Annotated in this window: 15 protein-coding genes; 8 read left to right on the top strand and 7 right to left on the bottom strand. The window is 62.6% G+C overall.

The window, feature by feature from the left end; genetic code table 11:
• Positions 1 to 9 precede the first annotated feature (9 nt).
• The 4 genes from OEZ49_RS08250 to OEZ49_RS08235 are packed head-to-tail and all read right to left on the bottom strand — an operon-like array spanning position 10 to position 5,881.
• Positions 10 to 1,161, bottom strand: a complete 1,152-nt coding sequence (locus tag OEZ49_RS08250; RefSeq protein ID WP_263387864.1) for an ABC transporter permease — start codon at positions 1,159 to 1,161, stop codon at positions 10 to 12.
• Positions 1,158 to 2,186, bottom strand: coding sequence for an ABC transporter permease (locus OEZ49_RS08245; RefSeq protein WP_263387863.1), 1,029 nt, complete (start codon positions 2,184 to 2,186; stop codon positions 1,158 to 1,160). The genes OEZ49_RS08250 and OEZ49_RS08245 overlap by 4 nt, the downstream gene beginning before the upstream one ends.
• 13 nt (positions 2,187 to 2,199) lie before the next feature.
• Positions 2,200 to 4,116 (bottom strand): ABC transporter substrate-binding protein, encoded by a 1,917-nt coding sequence (locus tag OEZ49_RS08240; protein ID WP_263387862.1) that lies wholly within the window; start codon positions 4,114 to 4,116, stop codon positions 2,200 to 2,202.
• Positions 4,109 to 5,881 carry an ABC transporter ATP-binding protein gene (locus OEZ49_RS08235; RefSeq protein WP_263387861.1) on the bottom strand — a complete coding sequence of 591 codons (1,773 nt, stop codon included), beginning with the start codon at positions 5,879 to 5,881 and terminating at the stop codon, positions 4,109 to 4,111. Before OEZ49_RS08235 ends, OEZ49_RS08240 begins: the two co-directional genes overlap by 8 nt.
• Positions 5,882 to 6,116: 235 nt before the next feature.
• On the opposite strand from OEZ49_RS08235, the gene OEZ49_RS08230 reads away from it, so the two are divergent.
• Positions 6,117 to 6,620, top strand: a complete 504-nt coding sequence (locus OEZ49_RS08230) for a class I SAM-dependent methyltransferase (RefSeq protein WP_263387860.1) — start codon at positions 6,117 to 6,119, stop codon at positions 6,618 to 6,620.
• Between the two features lie 97 nt (positions 6,621 to 6,717).
• Complete coding sequence (locus OEZ49_RS08225; protein WP_263387859.1) at positions 6,718 to 7,347, top strand: glutathione S-transferase family protein; 630 nt, start codon at positions 6,718 to 6,720, stop codon at positions 7,345 to 7,347.
• Between the two features lie 8 nt (positions 7,348 to 7,355).
• Here the strand turns inward: OEZ49_RS08225 and OEZ49_RS08220 are convergent, their stop codons facing one another.
• Positions 7,356 to 7,997, bottom strand: coding sequence for a phosphoribosyltransferase (locus OEZ49_RS08220; RefSeq protein ID WP_263387858.1), 642 nt, complete (start codon positions 7,995 to 7,997; stop codon positions 7,356 to 7,358).
• 79 nt (positions 7,998 to 8,076) lie between these two features.
• Positions 8,077 to 8,682 (bottom strand): M23 family metallopeptidase, encoded by a 606-nt coding sequence (locus OEZ49_RS08215; protein WP_263387857.1) that lies wholly within the window; start codon positions 8,680 to 8,682, stop codon positions 8,077 to 8,079.
• 149 nt (positions 8,683 to 8,831) lie between these two features.
• Between OEZ49_RS08215 and OEZ49_RS08210 the strand changes: the two genes are divergently transcribed.
• From OEZ49_RS08210 to OEZ49_RS08195, 4 genes are read left to right on the top strand one after another with little or no spacing between them, the layout of a single operon-like run.
• On the top strand, positions 8,832 to 11,240 hold the full coding sequence (locus OEZ49_RS08210; protein ID WP_263387856.1) for a GcvT family protein: 2,409 nt from the start codon (positions 8,832 to 8,834) through the stop codon (positions 11,238 to 11,240).
• Positions 11,237 to 12,760 carry a trimethylamine methyltransferase family protein gene (locus OEZ49_RS08205; RefSeq protein ID WP_263387855.1) on the top strand — a complete coding sequence of 508 codons (1,524 nt, stop codon included), beginning with the start codon at positions 11,237 to 11,239 and terminating at the stop codon, positions 12,758 to 12,760. The genes OEZ49_RS08210 and OEZ49_RS08205 overlap by 4 nt, the downstream gene beginning before the upstream one ends.
• Positions 12,761 to 12,771: 11 nt before the next feature.
• Positions 12,772 to 13,446, top strand: a complete 675-nt coding sequence (locus tag OEZ49_RS08200; RefSeq protein WP_263387854.1) for a TetR/AcrR family transcriptional regulator — start codon at positions 12,772 to 12,774, stop codon at positions 13,444 to 13,446.
• A complete protein-coding gene (locus OEZ49_RS08195) occupies positions 13,443 to 14,747 on the top strand; it encodes an NAD(P)/FAD-dependent oxidoreductase (protein ID WP_263387853.1) in 1,305 nt (434 codons plus the stop codon). The genes OEZ49_RS08200 and OEZ49_RS08195 overlap by 4 nt, the downstream gene beginning before the upstream one ends.
• Here OEZ49_RS08195 and OEZ49_RS08190 read toward each other — a convergent pair.
• Positions 14,744 to 15,664, bottom strand: coding sequence for an MBL fold metallo-hydrolase (locus OEZ49_RS08190; RefSeq protein WP_263387852.1), 921 nt, complete (start codon positions 15,662 to 15,664; stop codon positions 14,744 to 14,746). The two genes, OEZ49_RS08195 and OEZ49_RS08190, sit on opposite strands and share 4 nt — an antisense overlap.
• A 177-nt stretch (positions 15,665 to 15,841) precedes the next feature.
• Here OEZ49_RS08190 and hemP point away from each other — a divergent pair, with 177 nt between their 5' ends.
• Both hemP and OEZ49_RS08180 read left to right on the top strand, forming a co-directional pair.
• Positions 15,842 to 16,009 (top strand): hemin uptake protein HemP, encoded by a 168-nt coding sequence (hemP, locus tag OEZ49_RS08185; RefSeq protein ID WP_263387851.1) that lies wholly within the window; start codon positions 15,842 to 15,844, stop codon positions 16,007 to 16,009.
• Positions 16,006 to 16,449 carry a hypothetical protein gene (locus tag OEZ49_RS08180; RefSeq protein WP_263387850.1) on the top strand — a complete coding sequence of 148 codons (444 nt, stop codon included), beginning with the start codon at positions 16,006 to 16,008 and terminating at the stop codon, positions 16,447 to 16,449. The genes hemP and OEZ49_RS08180 overlap by 4 nt, the downstream gene beginning before the upstream one ends.
• The last annotated feature ends 1 nt before the right edge of the window (position 16,450 follow it).

Raw genomic sequence — 16,450 nt, 5'->3', positions numbered from 1 at the left:
GTTTCTTGATCAGCTGTAGGGATCGAGACTGTCGCGCAACCCGTCGCCCAGGAAGTTGAAGGCTAGCACCACCACGACGATGGGCAGCATCGGTATCGCTGTCCAAGGATAAAGCTCGATGCTTGCCAGGTTCTGCGCGTCGTTCAGCATCACCCCCCAGCTGACTGCCGGCGCCCGTAGGCCAAGCCCGAGGAAGCTGAGCGCGGTTTCGCCCAGGATCATCGCCGGAATCGACAGGGTGGCGCTGGCGATAAGGTGCGACATGAAGTTGGGCAGCAGGTGCCGCCGGATGACGCGGGCCGAACTGGCACCCATCATCTCGGCGGCGCGCACGTACTCCTCTTCGCGCAGGGATAGGAACTTGGCCCGGACCGAGCGGGCCAGTCCCGGCCAGTCGAGGATGCCCAGGATCACCGAGATGATGAAGAACACGGCTACCGGAGACCAGTTGGACGGCACTGCAGCCGACAGTGCCAGCCACAGCGGCAACTCCGGCAGCGAGCGCAGGATTTCAATCATCCGGTTGATCAGCCAGTCGGTCTTGCCGCCCAGATAGCCCGCGATCGAGCCGAACAGGATGCCCAGGAAGAACGATACCGATATCCCGATAAGGCCTACCGTCAGCGAAAGCTGCGCGCCATAAAGGATGCGGCTGAACACGTCGCGGCCCAGCCGGTCGGACCCCCACAGAAACAGGGTCGCACCTTCGGGTGCGCAGAACAGGTGCGTGTCGCTTTCAATTAGGCCGAAAAGCTTATAGCTGTCGCCCTCGCACAGGAACGGAATGCGAAGCGGGTTGCTTTCGTCAGGGACGAATTTCCATTGGAAAGTTTCCAGGTCCGCCTCGGCAGTGATCGGATAGATGAACGGGCCGATGAATTCGCCCTCGTGTACCCAGCGCACGGATTGTGGCGGGGCATAGAGGTGGTCGGCGTTCCGATAGTTCGGCGAATAGGGGGCGATGAACCCCATGAACGGCAGCAACAGGTAACTGAGGAGCAGAAAGACGCCCGAAACCAGGCCCAGCTTGTGCGTGCGGAACTTGCGCCAGACCAAGAGCCAGTTGGGCGCATCCAGATCGCGCCGTTCCAGCTCCAGAATCGACTGCTGTGGGTCGTACGGCGCGTCATCGACAAAGCGCCCGTCGGGAAGATCGGTCATGCGTCGCGCCCCTCGTATCGAATGCGCGGGTCAAGCATGACCAGCAGGATATCGGAAATCATGGTGCCGATGAGAGTCAGCAGGGCCACGAACATCAGCACGAAGCCGGACAGGAACATATCCTGGGTTTTCAGCGCGGTCAGCAGGGTCGGGCCGATGGTCTGCAAGCCCATCACCACCGAGACCAGAACCGAACCCGAGACCATCGAGGGCAACAGGTTGCCGATATCGGCCACGAACGGGTTGAAGGCGACCCGCAGGGGGTACTTGGCCAGCATGCGGCTGGGCGACATGCCCTTGGCGATGGCGGTTTCGACATAGGGTTTACCTAACTCATCCAACATGTTGGCGCGCAGCCGCTGCATCATCGCCGAGGCGCCGGCGGTGCCGATCACGATGGTCGGAACGATCAGGTGCACCAGCACCGACTGGATCTTGGCCCAGCTCATTGGCTGGCCCTCGAAGGCGGGGTCCATCAGCCCGCCGATGGGAATGTCGAGGTACTTGCGACCGTAATAGTAGAGGATCAGTGCCAGCAGGAAGTTCGGCGTGGCAAGCCCGAGATAGCCCACGAAAGCCGATGTGTAGTCGGCCCAGGTCCGCGCCTTGGCGGCAGCGATCACCCCCAAAGGCAGCGCCGTCGCGTAGACGAAGACAACAGCAGCCATGTTGACCAACACCGTGAGCCACAGGCTGTCGCCGACAATTTCAGACACTGGACGATCAAACTCGAAGGACCAGCCAAAATTGCCCTGGATCATACCAGAAAACCCGTGTGGGCCGGGCATGAACCCCATCCAGATCATGTATTGTTCCCACAGGGCGCGGTCGAGCGCGTATTCTTTCCTGAGGAATTCGGCCTTGGCCACACCGGCGGATTGCCCCGATGCCTTGAGCTCGTTGATCTGGTTCGAGAGATAGTCGCCCGGTGGTAGGTTGATAATGATAAAGACCAGAACCGACACCACCAACAGCGTCAGCAGCATGGTTCCAAACCGGTAGATCGAGTAGCGCAGGATTGCCATTCAGCCGGTTCCGTCAATCCACGACAAAGAATTCATCCATTCGGTGCACACCGAAATGCGCACCGGGGTCCCAGGCCCACATGCCTTTCTTGGGCACGTTGCGCATCCGGTTGGATACGACGATAGGCTGCGGCGCTTCGGCCAGTATGCCGATACCGTAGACTTCGCTGGCGTGAATGGCCAGCATTTCGGTCCAGGCGGCCGAGCGTTGGTCATCATCGGTTGCGGCTTCCCACATGGCCAGCAGTTCCATCAGGCGCTGGGCCGCCGGCAGGTCTGGCGGTTCTCCGACCTGGCCTGCCGTCTGGTAATACTGGCCCCATTTCGGCCAGGCCAGAAAGACTTGGTCGGTTGGTGCAAGATAAGCGGGCGAAGTATAGGCCTGCGGAATGCCGTTGTCCCAACCGAACCAGACCGACGCCATGGTGGTTCCGGCAAAAACACGGTTGCGCAGAATGTCCCGGTCCAGTGGCCGCATGATCAGCTTCACGCCGATCTCGCGCCACGTGTCGGTCACGATCTGAAGGGCGTTCTCCACCTCCTGCCGCTCGCCCGCGGTTTCAATCACCAGTTCCATCGGGCGGCCGTCGGGCAACAGGCGGGTGCCGTTGCCGTCCCGCTTGTCCAGGCCCATTTCATCCAGTAGCGCGTTGGCCTGCGCCGGGTCATGGGCGGCCCATGCGCTGCGGTTCTCTTCCTTGAAGAAGGGCGAAGCGGGCAGCACTGTCATTGCGCCTGGCTTGGCCAGCTTGAAAAACAGCGCTTGGTTGATCGATGCCCGGTCAATCGCCAAAGACAAGGCCCGGCGCAGACGCACGTCGCGCAACACGGTACGCCAAGCATCGTCTTCATAGTTTAGGTTTGGATAGATCGCGACTTGCGAGGCGACCCCGGTCTGCCACAGAACGGTTTTGTAGTTTCCGGTCGCCTCGCCCTTCTTCAAGATAGAGGCATCGCGGAAATCAAGTCCGCGCCCCTGAAGGTCGACCTCGCCCGCATTGGATTTCGCGGCGACCAGACCTGGGGCTACGATCTCCATCTCGACAATGTCGATATACGGAAGCTGCACCCCACGTGCGTCGATGCGGTGATAGTAGGGATTGCGCACAAAATTGTGGCGGATCTTCTTGCCTTCGCTGGCGTTGATCCAGGGTTGCAGCGTCGGCAGCTGCGCGTTGTCGAACTGGTACATATTGTCCAGCTTGTTATGCAGCGCGGCCCAGCTTTTGACCCTGTGGTCCTCGACCTCGGCGGCCAGTTTGGCAGGGTCGGCATAATCTTCGTGATACTGTTTCAGAAATTCGGCGGGCCGATAAATGAACGGCGGGCTGGCTTGTGCGAAGGATTGCAGGAAACTGGGGTTCTGGTCGTCCCACTCGTAGATCACTGTGGTTTCGTCGGGAATGCTTACGCGCGGGGGCTTGCCCTTGACCAGCAGGAAATCGGGCGGGCCTGCTGGGCTGAGAAGCGGGTTGTTCGCGACGTCTTTCCACCAGTATTCGAAATCGGCCGAGGTAAAGGCACTGCCATCGGACCATTTGTGACCCTTGCGCAGATGGAGGGTGAACTTGCGGTTACCTTCGTTTTCGAACGACTTGAGGATATCCGGGACCAGCTCGTACTTGTCGTTGTAGCCGACCAGGCGGGCATAACCATAAACCACCATCTGGCGCACGTCTTTGGACCGGGTGATCATGGTGCGCATCACACCGCCCTGCGTGCCGAATTCCCGCGCCTTGGCTTCGAGATCTACGATCAAGGGTTCCTCGGGAATGCGTCGGTCGATCGGCGGCAGATCTCCGGCCTGCACTTCGGGCTCCCAAAACGTTGTCTCCTGCAACGGTGGCAGCGACTGGGCGCCTGCCGATGACAGCCCGGCAAGCACCAGTGTCAACGCAAGCGAAAAGGATCGTCGGGGCAATTCAAACATGGCAACGTACCTTGTGTCCTGGCTCCAGTTCCACCAGCGAGGGTATCACGGAGTCGGTGAAACGGAAGGCTTCGGCCCAGGTATCCGGGGACCCTGCGCCAAGCGCGACCAGTTTCAGGTTGATGGGGCGGTCGATATCCGGTTCGGGCTGCGCCGCGATCAGCGCCTTAGTATAGGGATGCTGCGGATTGTGGAACAGAGTCTCGGGCGGCGCCTGTTCGACAACCAACCCCTGGCGCATGACGGCCACTTCGTCCGCGATGCGGGCAACCACGGCCAAGTCGTGACTGATGAACAGGTAAGATAGCTTCAATGTCTCTTGCAGTTCTTCCAGCAAATTCAGAATCTGATCCTGCACTGACACATCCAGCGCCGAGGTCGGCTCGTCGCAGACGATCATCGACGGATCGAGCATCATGGCGCGAGCGATGGACAGGCGTTGACGCTGGCCTCCGGAAAACGCGTGCGGATAGCGTTTCAGCATGTCGGGGTTCAGCCCCACCCGCGACAGCATTTCCGAGGCCCGCTCGCGTTGCTCGGCGCGGGTGCCGATTTGGTGAATCTCCAGCGGTTCGGTCATGGCATCCTGGATGCGCATGCGCGGGCTGAGTGAGCTGAACGGATCCTGGAACACCATTTGCGCCTGACGTTGGAACGCGGTGCGCTGGGCGCGGTCCATCTTGTGCACGGTTAGCGGTTCGGCTCCGGGCTGGGTGCAAAACAGCACCTCGCCGCCCGGGTCCGGCGGTTCCGCCCCCAAGGCGATCCGCGCGGCGGTGGTCTTGCCCGAGCCACTCTCGCCGACGATGGCCAATGTCCGGCCACGCGGCAGTTTGAAATCGACTCCGCGACAGGCATAGATCAGCTTTTCGGCCTTCCACCCACGTCCCGACCGCATGGTGTAGGTCTTGGATACGGCCTTCATCTCAAGGATCAGATCCTCTTGTGACGGTGGTAAGCCAACGATCTGTGCGTCCGGAATGGCCGGGGCCGCATCGAACAACTGTTGCGTATAGGGGTGCGCGGGTGATCGCAGGATGTCGGCAGCGGAACCGCTTTCCATGATGCGGCCCTTGTGCATGACCACGACCTTTTCGGCCATGTTCGCCACCACGCCCAAGTCATGGGTAACCAGGATAAGCGCCATGCCGGTTTCACGCTGAAGATCTTTGATCAGGCCCAGCACCTGCGCCTGTGTTGTCACGTCCAGCGCCGTTGTAGGCTCGTCCGCAATCAGCAGATCGGGCTTGGCCACCATCGCCATGGCGATCATCGCTCGTTGCCGCATGCCGCCCGACAGCTCGAAAGGGTAGGAGTTATAGGCGCGTTCGGGGTCGGGAAAGCCCACGCGCTCGAACTGTTCCATGACGGTCCGCCGCGCCTGCCGCTCGCTGGCTCCACGATGCAGCCATAGAACCTCGCTGACCTGGTTGCCGATCTTGTGCAGCGGCGACAACGAACGCATCGGCTCCTGAAAGATCATTGAGATACGGTTGCCACGAATTCGGCGCATCTGCCGCTCGCTGAGGTCCGACAAAATCGTTGTCCCGTCTTCGCCGTTCAGGGCTACCCGACCTGTGTGAATCTGGGCCGCCTTGGGAAGGATGCGCAGAACCGCGCGGCACGAGATCGTCTTGCCGGACCCGGATTCTCCGACCAATGCCAGGGTTTCACCAGGCATGACTTCGAAGCTGACGCCCCGAACAGCCGGTTCCGCAGCGCCAAAGCCGATGCTGAGGTTTTCAACAGACAACAAAGGGGTCATTCAGGTGTCCCACCCGACTGGCCAGAAAACGACATTATCTCTTCAGTACCCCCAGCGATCTTTTTTATATCAGCACTGTCGCGCGACCGGAGCCGGTTCGTCAAACCTCAATTTCAAGACTGACCTCACGAAAATGGCAGAATGTGTGTATCTTCGGCTACCATTGGTCCGAGCAATTTGGCATGAGGGGATGCGCGGGTGCCACAGGCCTGTGCCAGAGTGGAGAAAAGCAGACGTGACCGGGACAGAACAAAGTCGACTGGACCTTTTCATCGACCGAATGGTGTCGCAGCGAGCCTGCCTGGATCATGCCATCGCGCTGACCGCGGCGATGGCAGGCCCGGTTTACGAACTGGGGCTGGGCAACGGTCGGACCTATCACCATCTGGCCCAACACATATTCGGGCGCGATATTTTTGTCTTCGAACGTGCCGTCGCCTCGCATCCCGATTCCACTCCACCCGATGACCGGCTGGTTCTTGGCGATATCCGCGAGACGCTTCCCGCCACGCTGGCCGGCTCAGGTCCCGTCGCCAGCCTGATCCATGCCGATCTGGGCGGCCACAACCGGGAAAAGAACGACAAGTTCGCGCGCATGGTCTCGCCCCTTGTCGAACCGCACCTGGCACCTGGCGGGTTGATGGTGTCGAGCGACCGGATGTATTTCGACGGGCTGGAGGAACTGCAGCTGCCGCCCGGCGCGGTCGAAGGGCGCTGTTTCATCTACCGGCGCGGATAACGCCGGGGTGATCTGCCGTAGGGTCACGCGCGCGTATCCCTAGGCGCGGGCGCGGCGCCGTGCCTATTCTGCCGCAAGCCAGAAGGAGACGCCCGCCATGCTGTTCTACGATTGCTCCACCGCGCCGAACCCGCGCCGCGCCCGCATGTTCATCGGCGAAAAAGGGCTGACGATCGAAACACGCGACATCTCGATCGCCAAGGGCGAACAGTTGTTGCCCGCGTTCAAGGCCGTCAACCCGCGCGCCACGATCCCCGTTCTGGTGACTGACGAAGGCACGATCCTGACCGAGAATCTGGGAATTGCCGCCTATCTCGAGGCGCAATTTCCCGAGCCGCCTTTGATGGGGCGCACGGCCGATGAAAAGGGTCTGGTGATGATGTGGAACGCGATTGCCGAGCAGCAGGGCGGGATGCCCGTTGCCGAGGCGCTGCGCAACTCGCACCCCGCCTTCGCGGACCGTGCCATCCCCGGGCCGTCGAATTATGCCCAGATCCCGGAACTGGCACAGCGCGGTCTTGACCGGATCGGGCGGTTTTTCGACCTGCTGGAAGAACGCCTGTCCGATAGCCCCTACATCGCCTGCGACCACTTCACGCTGGCCGATATCTCGACCTTTGTCTTTGTCGATTTCGCACGGGTGGTGAAAATGCGCGTTCCCGAGGGGCATGCCGCCACCCAGGCCTGGTATGAGGCGATCAAAGCGCGCCCTTCGGCGCAGAAATAAGCCCCCGCCTAACGCGCCGTCGCGCGGGACAAGGCGGCAATTACCTCCTCATCCGTCACCTGATCGAACCTCTGGTAATGGAGGCCGACCGCCCGAAACGGGCGCGGTGTTGCAAGACAGATGATCTCGTCTGCCTCGCCCTGCAATTCCACCAGCGTTTCCTCAGGTCCGACGGGAACCGCCACGATCAGCCGCGCCGCCCCGCGTTTGCGCAGAGACCTGAGCGACGCGCGCATCGTCGCGCCGGTGGCGATGCCATCGTCAACGACGACAACGGTCTTGTCTTTCACCGGCACGCGCGCGCGCGTACCAAGATACTGTGCGCGCCGCCGGGCGATTGTCTCCAGCTCCGCTTGTGCCAGAACCCAGATCCGTTCGCTATCCAGCCCCGCATGCCGGGCAACCTCTTCGTTGACCGTAAGCACGGGGTTATCCCCATTGGTGACGGCTGCCACCGCCAATTCCCTTTGGCTCGGCAGTCCGACCTTGCGCACAAAGACAACATCAAGCGGCGCAGGGATCCCCTGTGCGATGATCTCGGCCACCGGTACGCCACCGCGGGGCAGGGCGATCACCACCGTCTCGGCTGGGTCGAGCGGTGGCAGTCGGTGTAACAGTTGCTGTCCGGCATCGTTCCGGTCGCGAAACATCAAGCCCCCCAGTTTCAGGATGCGGAATGCTGCCGCCAGAATACACCCAAACGGACATGGAGAATACCGCTGGGTGCCGTCACTTGCACCGCACCGGATAGGTCGTGCGGAACGGTTCATCCGCATAACGCTTGCCGGTCTCGAAACAGGTCACCCGGCCAACCCCGTCCATCCACACCAGATGCGGATCGTAATAGATTTCACCCTTGGTTTTTGACCAGCGCATGGTCTCGAAATGCAGATGCACCAGCATGCCCAGAGCGCCGGTATCGCCCATGGTGGCGATCTGCTGACCCCGCGCCAAGGTATCGCCCTCTCGCGCCAGGCGCTGGTCGAGATGCTTGTACACCGTGAAGAGCCGCTCGCCATTCGGCGCCAGGCCATGATCGATGACGATACGGTGCCCATAGGCAGGCTCGTAGAAGCTCTTGCTGACCTTGCCGGGCGCCGCCGCCAGAACCGGCGTCCCCCGCTTGCCCCAGATGTCGATCCCCTGATGGATCTTTTCGCCGTCATAGCGGAACTGTTCCGAGATATAGGGGGCGTTTGGCGGCATGATCACCTCGATTTCCTCGGGAACAAGGTGGTCGTAATAGTCCGCGCTGCCGTATTTCTCGATGCCGATACAGGCGGTCAACGTCAGAAGTAGCAACAGGATGCAGAACAATCGCACAGGTTTGGTCATGATAATCCCAGAACATAAAATGCGCGCAAATCTCAACATATCCGGCGTTTTTGGGCAAGTTGGAACGGGATTTTCAGTACTGTACATAAGTGTCTAGACAGGTTTTCCGCTTGCCACTAGCCTGCTGACATCCAATCAGGAGAGTCCGGATGAAGTCTCATTATCGCGTTGTGGTCATCGGGGGCGGCGTGGTAGGCGCCTCGGTTCTCTATCATCTGGCCAAGTTCGGCTGGACCGATGTGGTGATGCTGGAGCGGCGGCGGCTGGCGTCCGGCTCCTCTTGGCACGCGGCTGGCGGTATTCATGCGCTGAACGCCGATCCCAACATGGCGGCCTTGCAGGCCTATACCATCGACCTGCTGTCCGAGATCGAGAAAGAATCGGGCCAGAACATCGGGCTGCACATGACCGGCGGTCTGACGCTGGCGGGCACGCCCGAACGCTGGGAGTGGTTGCAGGCGAACTATCGCATCTTTCAGTCCATCGGCATCGACGATTGCGAGCTTCTGACCCCTGAAGAGGCACAGCGCCGCTGCCCGATCATGTCGACCGAAGGTGTTCTGGGCGCGATGTGGGCCGACCGCGAGGGTTACATCGACACCACCGGCACGGTGCAGGCCTATGCCACCGCCGCCCGCAAGCGCGGCGCGGAGTATTACGAGGACACCAAGGTCGAGCGTCTGGTCCAGACCGCCGATGGCTGGCAGGTGGTCACCGACAAGGGCACGATCACCTGCGAGCATGTGGTCAATGCCGCCGGTCTCTGGGCCAAGCAGGTGGGGCGCATGGCCGGCGTCGAACTGCCGCTGTCGCCGCTGAAACACCACTATCTGATCACCGATACGGTGCCCGAGGTCGCAGCGGCAGATTTCGAAATGCCGATGACCGTCGACCTCGAAGGCTTTACCTATATGCGGCAGGACCAGAAGGGAATTCTGGTCGGTATCTACGAGATCAACCATGAGCACTGGGCAATGGACGGCGCGCCGTGGAACTATGGCGAGGAGCTGTTCCAGGAACAGCTCGACCGGATCGAGAACGAGCTGATGCTGGGCTTTGCCCGCTACCCCTCGATCCAGGATGTCGGCATCAAGACCTGGGTCAACGGCGCCTTCACCTTTTCGCCCGACGGAAATCCGCTGGTCGGCCCGGTGCCGGGCAAACGCGGTTACTGGTCGGCCTGCGCGGTCATGGCCGGCTTCCTTCAGGGCGGCGGCGTCGGCAAGACGCTGGCCGAATGGATGATCCATGGCGAGCCCGAGGCGGACGCCATGTCGATGGATGTGGCGCGCTATGGCGACTACGCCCAGAACAAGCGCTATATCCGCGAAACCACCGGCCAGTTCTATTCGCGCCGCTTCGTCATGTCTTACCCGAACGAGCAGCTTCCGGCAGGCCGCCCTCTGAAAATGGCCCCGGCGCATGACGCGATGACGGCCGCGGGCTGCCGGTGGGGCATCAGCTGGGATCTCGAGGTGCCGCTCTACTTTGCGCCGTCCGAGAATTTCGTCGAGAACCTGACGCTGAAACGCTCGAACGCGCATCCGATAGTGGCCGAGGAATGCCGTGTAATCCGCAAGGGCGTGGGTCTTTTGGACATCACCGGCTTTTCCCGGTTCGAGGTCTCGGGACCCAACGCCGAAGCTTGGCTGGATAAGCTTTTTGCCACCAAGCTGCCCGCACCGGGCCGCGCGCGTCTTGCCGTGATGCTCAGCGAGACGGGCCGCCTCAAGGGCGACCTGACGCTGCTCAACTGGGGCGACGGGACATGGTGGATCATGGGGTCCTACCATCTGCGGGCCTGGCACATGCGCTGGTTCAACGATCACCTCGACGATGAGGTGTCGGTCCGTGATCTGGGCGAAGAGATCTGCGGTTTCGGTCTTGTCGGCCCCAGATCGCGTGCAGTGATCGAGAAACTGGCCGAACAGGATATCTCGGACCTGAAACTCATGGGCTGCGGCAGCTTTGACATCGGCCTGGTCCGCGCCCGCGTTGCCCGCATGTCGGTCACCGGCGAGATGGGATACGAGATCAACTGCCGCTATGGCGAGCATATCGCGCTGCGCCGGATGCTGCTGGAGGCCGGGGCGGGCGAGGGCATCCGCGAGGTCGGTTTCAACGCCCTGCTCTCGACCCGGATCGAAAAGAGCTTTGGCATCTGGTCGGCGGAGTTCACCCAGGACCGCACCCCCGGCATGACCGCCATGGACCGCTGGATCGCCTGGGACAAGGGCGATTTCATCGGCCGCGACGCGGCCATCGCCGAGCGCGACGGCAACGGCCCTGCACGGGTGCAGGTGACGCTGGAGGTTGACGCGGCCGACGCCGACGCCTCGGGTTATGAACCAGTCTGGGTCGATGGCAAGCAGATCGGCTTTGTCACCTCGGGTGCATATGGCCATTACACCGGCAAGTCGCTCGCAATGGCGCTGGTGGACAGGGACAAGGCGCAACCGGGCACGCAGGTCAGCGTGCATGTCGTGGGTGTCGAACGACCCGCCGTGATCATCGCGCCCTCGCCCTATGACCCCGAGGGCAAGGCGATGCGCGGATGAGCGCGGGGCGTCGGGGCAGGCGGGCACGGGCCGATGCCTCGGCCCCCGCCCGCAAGGTCGATTATCGCAACCTGCGCAACCCGTTTCCGCCGATGGCGGCCTTTTCCGATGACCGGATCGAGGCGCTGCACGAGGCGTCGCTGACGGTTCTCGAAGAGCTCGGCATCAAGGTGCTGCACCCCGGCGCGCGTGATCTCTACCGGCAGGGCGGTGCCCGCATCGACGGTGAGATGGCTTACATAGGCCGTGACATGGTGGCCGCAGCGTTGGCCAGCGCGCCGCGTTCCTTTGCGATGAAAGGCGCGGTACCTGAACGGGATCTGACGATGGAACTGGGCCGGATGATGTTCCAGCCCGGTGCCGGTTGCCCGCATGCCACCGACCTGACGCGCGGCCGCCGCCCCGGCACCATCGCCGATTTCCGTGAACTGGTGCAGATCACCCAGAGTTTCGACGTGCTGCACATGGTGCCGCCTTTGGTCGAGGCGCAGGACGTGCCGATGCACCTGCGCCACATGGCGATGACCGAGGTCGAGCTGACACAGTCTGACAAGGTGCCCTTTCTTTACGCGCGCGGCACCCCGCAGGTGATGGACGGGTTCGAGATGATCCGCGACTTTCGGGGTCTGTCCGATGCCGAGTTCCGCGCGCAAAGCTGGTGTTACACGATCATCAACACCAATTCCCCGCGCACCATCGACCTGCCGATGGCGCAGGGATTGATCGACTTTGCCCGCCATGGCCAGTTGGCGATCATCACCCCCTTTACCCTGATGGGGGCGATGGCGCCGGTGACGGTGGCGGGCGCCATGACGCTCAGCCATGCCGAGGCGCTGGCCGCCATCACGCTCAGCCAGCTGGCGCAGCCCGGCGCGCCGGTCTGCTATGGCACCTTTACCAGCAATGTGGACATGAAATCGGGCGCCCCTGCCTTTGGCACGCCCGAGCATTTCACAGCCTCGCTGGTGGCCGGGCAACTGGCGCGGCGCATCGGCCTGCCCTGGCGCTGCGCCGGGGGAAGTGCCGCCAATATCAACGACGCCCAGGCCGCCAACGAGACGCAGTTCGGCCTCTGGGGCTGTCTGCTGGCCGGGGCCACGGTGACGATCCATTCGGCAGGCTGGCTCGAAGGTGGACTGACCGTCTCATACGAAAAGATCATCACCGATCTGGAGGTGCTGCAAATGGTGGCCGAGCTGTGCGCGGGCACGCCCTCCACCGATGCCGATATCGCGCTGGATGCCCTGCGCGAGGTGCCACCGATGGGCCATTTCTTTGGCGCTGCACACACGATGGCTCGCTATCAGACCCAGTTCTACGAGCCGCTGGTAGGAGACTGGTCGAACTTCGGTGCCTGGACCGAGCGCGGGGCGGTCGATGCCAATCATCGTGCCACTGGCATCTGGCGCGGGATCGTGGATAATTTCGAACCACCGCCCATGGACCCGGACCGGGTCGCGGCGCTGCAAGACTTCATCGCGCGCCGAACCGCCGAAGGGGGCGCCCCGCCCGAAAGCTGAGGAGACCCGCCATGGGCAGCAAACCGATCCTGCATCGCGACGATCCCAGCGCCGAGCCACTGGTGGGCAACATTAAGGTGACGCGTGACGACTGGCTGAACGTGGCGATGGATGTGCTGGTGTCGGACGGGGTCGAGCAGGTCAAGGTCCTGAACCTGGCCGAGCAGATGGCGGTCTCGCGCTCCTCGTTCTACTGGTATTTCAAGTCGCGACAGGACCTGCTGGATGCCCTGCTGTCGAAATGGCAGGCCACCAATACCGCTGGCCTGATCGCCCAGACCGAGCTTCCGGCAGAATCCATCACCGGCGCGGTCTGCAACCTGTTTCACTGCGTGGTCGACCCGGCCCTGTTCGACACCGCGCTGGATTTTGCGGTGCGCGATTGGGCGCGCCGCTCGGGCACGGTGCGGCGGATGCTGGACCAGTCGGATACCCAACGGCTGAACGCGTTGACCGACATGTTCCTGCGCTACGGATATGCGCGGGTCGAGGCCGAAACCCGCGCCCGCGTGCTCTATTACATGCAGATCGGATATGATCTGGCGCAGCTCTACGAGCCGATCAACCAGCGGCTGTCTTTTGTGCGGCACTATCTGTTCGTGTTCACCGGCGTGCATCCGCGCGAAGAGGAGGTTGAAGCGTTCCAGTCCTTTGCGCGCGGTTTCTGGGAAGGAAGACAGAGATGAGCAATCCCGACGCGATCATCATCGGCACCGGCGTGATCGGCGCGGCCATTGCATTCGAGATGGCCAAGGCCGGGTGGAAAACCCTGTCCCTGGACCGCAACGCACAGGTGGGGCATGGCTCGACCGCCGGGTCCTGTGCCATCATCCGGATGCATTACTCCACTTTCGACGGTACCGCCTTTGCCTGGGAGGGCTACCATTACTGGCGCGACTGGGCGGTCTATCTGGGCCTGCCGTCGGATGTGCCGCTGGCGCAGTTCCGTCAGACTGGCTGTCTGGTGATGAAGACAGAGGCCAACGGCAACCTGGAAAAGCACATCCGTAATTCGGCCGATCTGGGTATCCCGTTCGAGGAATGGACCGCCGATCAGGTGCTCACCCGCCTGCCGATCTACGCGCTCGACAGTTTCGCGCCCGCGCGGCGCCTCGACGACCCGGAGTTTGGCAAACCCAACGGCGGTCGCATGGGCGGCGCGGTCTTTTGGCCGAATGGCGGCTATGTCACCGACCCCGCGCTCAGCGCGCAGAACCTGATGGCGGCGGCGGAACGGCATGGCGCAAGGGTCCGCACAGGGGCCGAGGTGGCCGCGATCCTGCAAGCGGGCGGCCGGGTATCCGGTGTCCGGCTGGCCTCGGGCAAAGAGATCCATGCGCCGGTTGTGATCAACGTCGCCGGGCCGGGCTCGTCGGTCATCAACCGAATGGCGGGTGTGACCGGGGACATGACCATCCAGACCCGCCCCCTGCGGCAAGAGGTGGTGCATGTGCCCGCGCCTGAAGGGTTCGATTTTGAGACACAGGGCACCATCGTCTCGGACAGCGATATCGCCTGCTATTGCCGTCCCGAACACGGCAATCACATCCTGATTGGGTCCGAGGACCCGGAATGCGACCCGCATCAGTGGTGCGAGGACGATATGCAGTACAACCGTGATTTCACTGACCAATGGACCACCCAGGTGATGCGCTTTGCCCAAAGGGTGCCCAGCCTCGGCATCCCCTCGAAAACCCGCGGTGTGGTCGATCTCTACGATGCCTCGACCGACTGGATCCCGATCTATGACAAGTCGTCTCTGCCCGGGTTCTACATGGCCTGCGGCACCAGCGGCAACCAGTACAAGAACGCGCCCATCGCGGGCAAGATGATGGCCGCGCTGGTGCGTTATTGCGAGGAGGGTGGCGATCACGACACCGCGCCGCTGCAATTCGACCTGCCCTATATCGGGCGCAGCATCGACGTGGGCTTCTACTCGCGCAAGCGGCCCATCAACGACGAAAGCAGCTTTTCGGTGCTGGGTTAGCCCCCCAGCGGGACAAAGCGATAGCCGTCTTCGCCGCGCTCGACCCGGCCCATGCCGCCATCGGGCAGGTGATAGCCGATCATCGTCATCTGCTCGCTTGCCAGCCGGTCCATCAAGGCGACGCGCGTCGCGGCGCCCGCCGTGAGATCCTGGTCGGCGCCCGATGGCCAGTCGGGCCGGGCAAAGGCCAGGTGGTGGTTGCCGATGGCATCCCCCACCACCATCAGCGCCTCGGAGCCGGAGCGGATCTCGAACGACATATGCCCCGGTGTATGGCCATGGGTGGCCACCGCAGCGACCCCGGGCAGGATCTCGTCGCCATCCTCAAAGGTCTCGAGGTCTTCCAGTGCTTCCAGCCGCCGCGCTGCGCCCACCGCAAACGCGGCGCGATCGGCCCCGATCGCATCGATCGTCGCCGGGTCCAGCCAATAATCCCGTTCCGCCCGCCCGATCATGTGGCGGGCATTGGCAAAGAGCGGATCGTCGAAATCGTCCAACACCCCCCACAAATGGTCCGGGTGGGCATGGGTAAAGATCACGTCAGTGATGTCGTCGGGGGCCAGTCCGACCGCATCCAGCGCATCGACCAGCTGTCCCACGCTGTCCTGAAACGCGCTGCCGGATCCTGCGTCGAACAGCACATTGCGGCCCTCGACCTGCAACAGCGTCACATTGCAGTCCGGTTTCAGGATGTCGCCCTGCAAATCAAAACGCTCCAGCAGGGGGGGCAGGTCGACCTGCGGCACCGGCCCGAACATGAAAGACGCGGGCAGGGTCAGATAACCGTCCGACAGGCTGGTGATGCGCGCCGTCCCCATTTGCGTTTCGACAGCGGACCAGACCCGCAGCGGGGCCGCGGCGCTCAGCGCCAGGCCAGCGCCAAGGCGGGACATCAGGGTGCGGCGGGTCAGTATCATGGCAGGCTCCTTCAGATATTCTCGCATTCATTAACATGAATTTTATGGTCCGGCGATAGATTTCCAGCCCCGGCAGAAGGCAATTGACATACCTGAGTTAAAAAGTCAGATATAAGAGGCAAGCCACCGGATCTCCCGGCAGCCAAAAGCTCGTTCCGCAGTTCGGGAGACCGCCAGATGACCTTTCAGACCCCACCGACCCTTGCCGGATACGCCACGCCGGTCCTGCCGTCATACTCGGCCGAAGACCTGACAAAGGGCGGCAACCTTGCCCATATCCGGCTGGGCGATCAGCTCTACACCCTGCGCATCACCCGCGCGGGCAAGCTGATCCTGACCAAATGAGTTCCGAGATTCACCGGGGGGCCGCCGCCGTCGGGCACCTGGCCGACCTGCCCGCGCTCGAGGCCTCGGCGGTGCATTGCCTGCGCTTGTGGAGCGATGCGGCCGAAGGGCACGTGGCCCTGCCCGAAGGACGCTCGACCGAGCTGTTGAAGCAGATCTGCGGGCTTTGCGCGTCCTACGGACGGCGCCCTTTGATGCGGCATGGCCTTGGTTGCGCCTGTCTGGGCGCGGACGAGGCCTGCTTTGCCCATATGGTGGCCGCCGCCGCCACCGGCGCGCGCGAGGATGCGCTGATGCTGGCGGCCCTCATCGTCCGGCACGATCTGGCGCCTGCGCTGGTGGCGCTGAGTGAACAGCTGGGACTGGCGCTGCACCGTCGCCCGATGGTCACGACGGCGCAGAGTCGCACGTTAGAGAGCCGGGCAGGGCGTTTGCACTAGC

Origin of the sequence: Ruegeria marisflavi (assembly GCF_025673445.1) — a bacterium.
GTDB lineage: Bacteria > Pseudomonadota > Alphaproteobacteria > Rhodobacterales > Rhodobacteraceae > Ruegeria_B > Ruegeria_B marisflavi.
Note: the sequence above shows the minus strand (reverse complement) of the source record. Positions and strands in the feature narration are given on the sequence as shown.

Coding starts and splice junctions, on each gene's coding strand:
- OEZ49_RS08250 (WP_263387864.1), bottom strand. CDS start 1,161: ATGACCGATCTTCCCGACGGGCGCTTTGTCGATGACGCGCCGTACGAC.
- OEZ49_RS08245 (WP_263387863.1), bottom strand. CDS start 2,186: ATGGCAATCCTGCGCTACTCGATCTACCGGTTTGGAACCATGCTGCTG.
- OEZ49_RS08240 (WP_263387862.1), bottom strand. CDS start 4,116: ATGTTTGAATTGCCCCGACGATCCTTTTCGCTTGCGTTGACACTGGTG.
- OEZ49_RS08235 (WP_263387861.1), bottom strand. CDS start 5,881: ATGACCCCTTTGTTGTCTGTTGAAAACCTCAGCATCGGCTTTGGCGCT.
- OEZ49_RS08225 (WP_263387859.1), top strand. CDS start 6,718: ATGCTGTTCTACGATTGCTCCACCGCGCCGAACCCGCGCCGCGCCCGC.
- OEZ49_RS08220 (WP_263387858.1), bottom strand. CDS start 7,997: ATGTTTCGCGACCGGAACGATGCCGGACAGCAACTGTTACACCGACTG.
- OEZ49_RS08215 (WP_263387857.1), bottom strand. CDS start 8,682: ATGACCAAACCTGTGCGATTGTTCTGCATCCTGTTGCTACTTCTGACG.
- OEZ49_RS08210 (WP_263387856.1), top strand. CDS start 8,832: ATGAAGTCTCATTATCGCGTTGTGGTCATCGGGGGCGGCGTGGTAGGC.
- OEZ49_RS08205 (WP_263387855.1), top strand. CDS start 11,237: ATGAGCGCGGGGCGTCGGGGCAGGCGGGCACGGGCCGATGCCTCGGCC.
- OEZ49_RS08200 (WP_263387854.1), top strand. CDS start 12,772: ATGGGCAGCAAACCGATCCTGCATCGCGACGATCCCAGCGCCGAGCCA.
- OEZ49_RS08195 (WP_263387853.1), top strand. CDS start 13,443: ATGAGCAATCCCGACGCGATCATCATCGGCACCGGCGTGATCGGCGCG.
- OEZ49_RS08190 (WP_263387852.1), bottom strand. CDS start 15,664: ATGATACTGACCCGCCGCACCCTGATGTCCCGCCTTGGCGCTGGCCTG.
- hemP (WP_263387851.1), top strand. CDS start 15,842: ATGACCTTTCAGACCCCACCGACCCTTGCCGGATACGCCACGCCGGTC.
- OEZ49_RS08180 (WP_263387850.1), top strand. CDS start 16,006: ATGAGTTCCGAGATTCACCGGGGGGCCGCCGCCGTCGGGCACCTGGCC.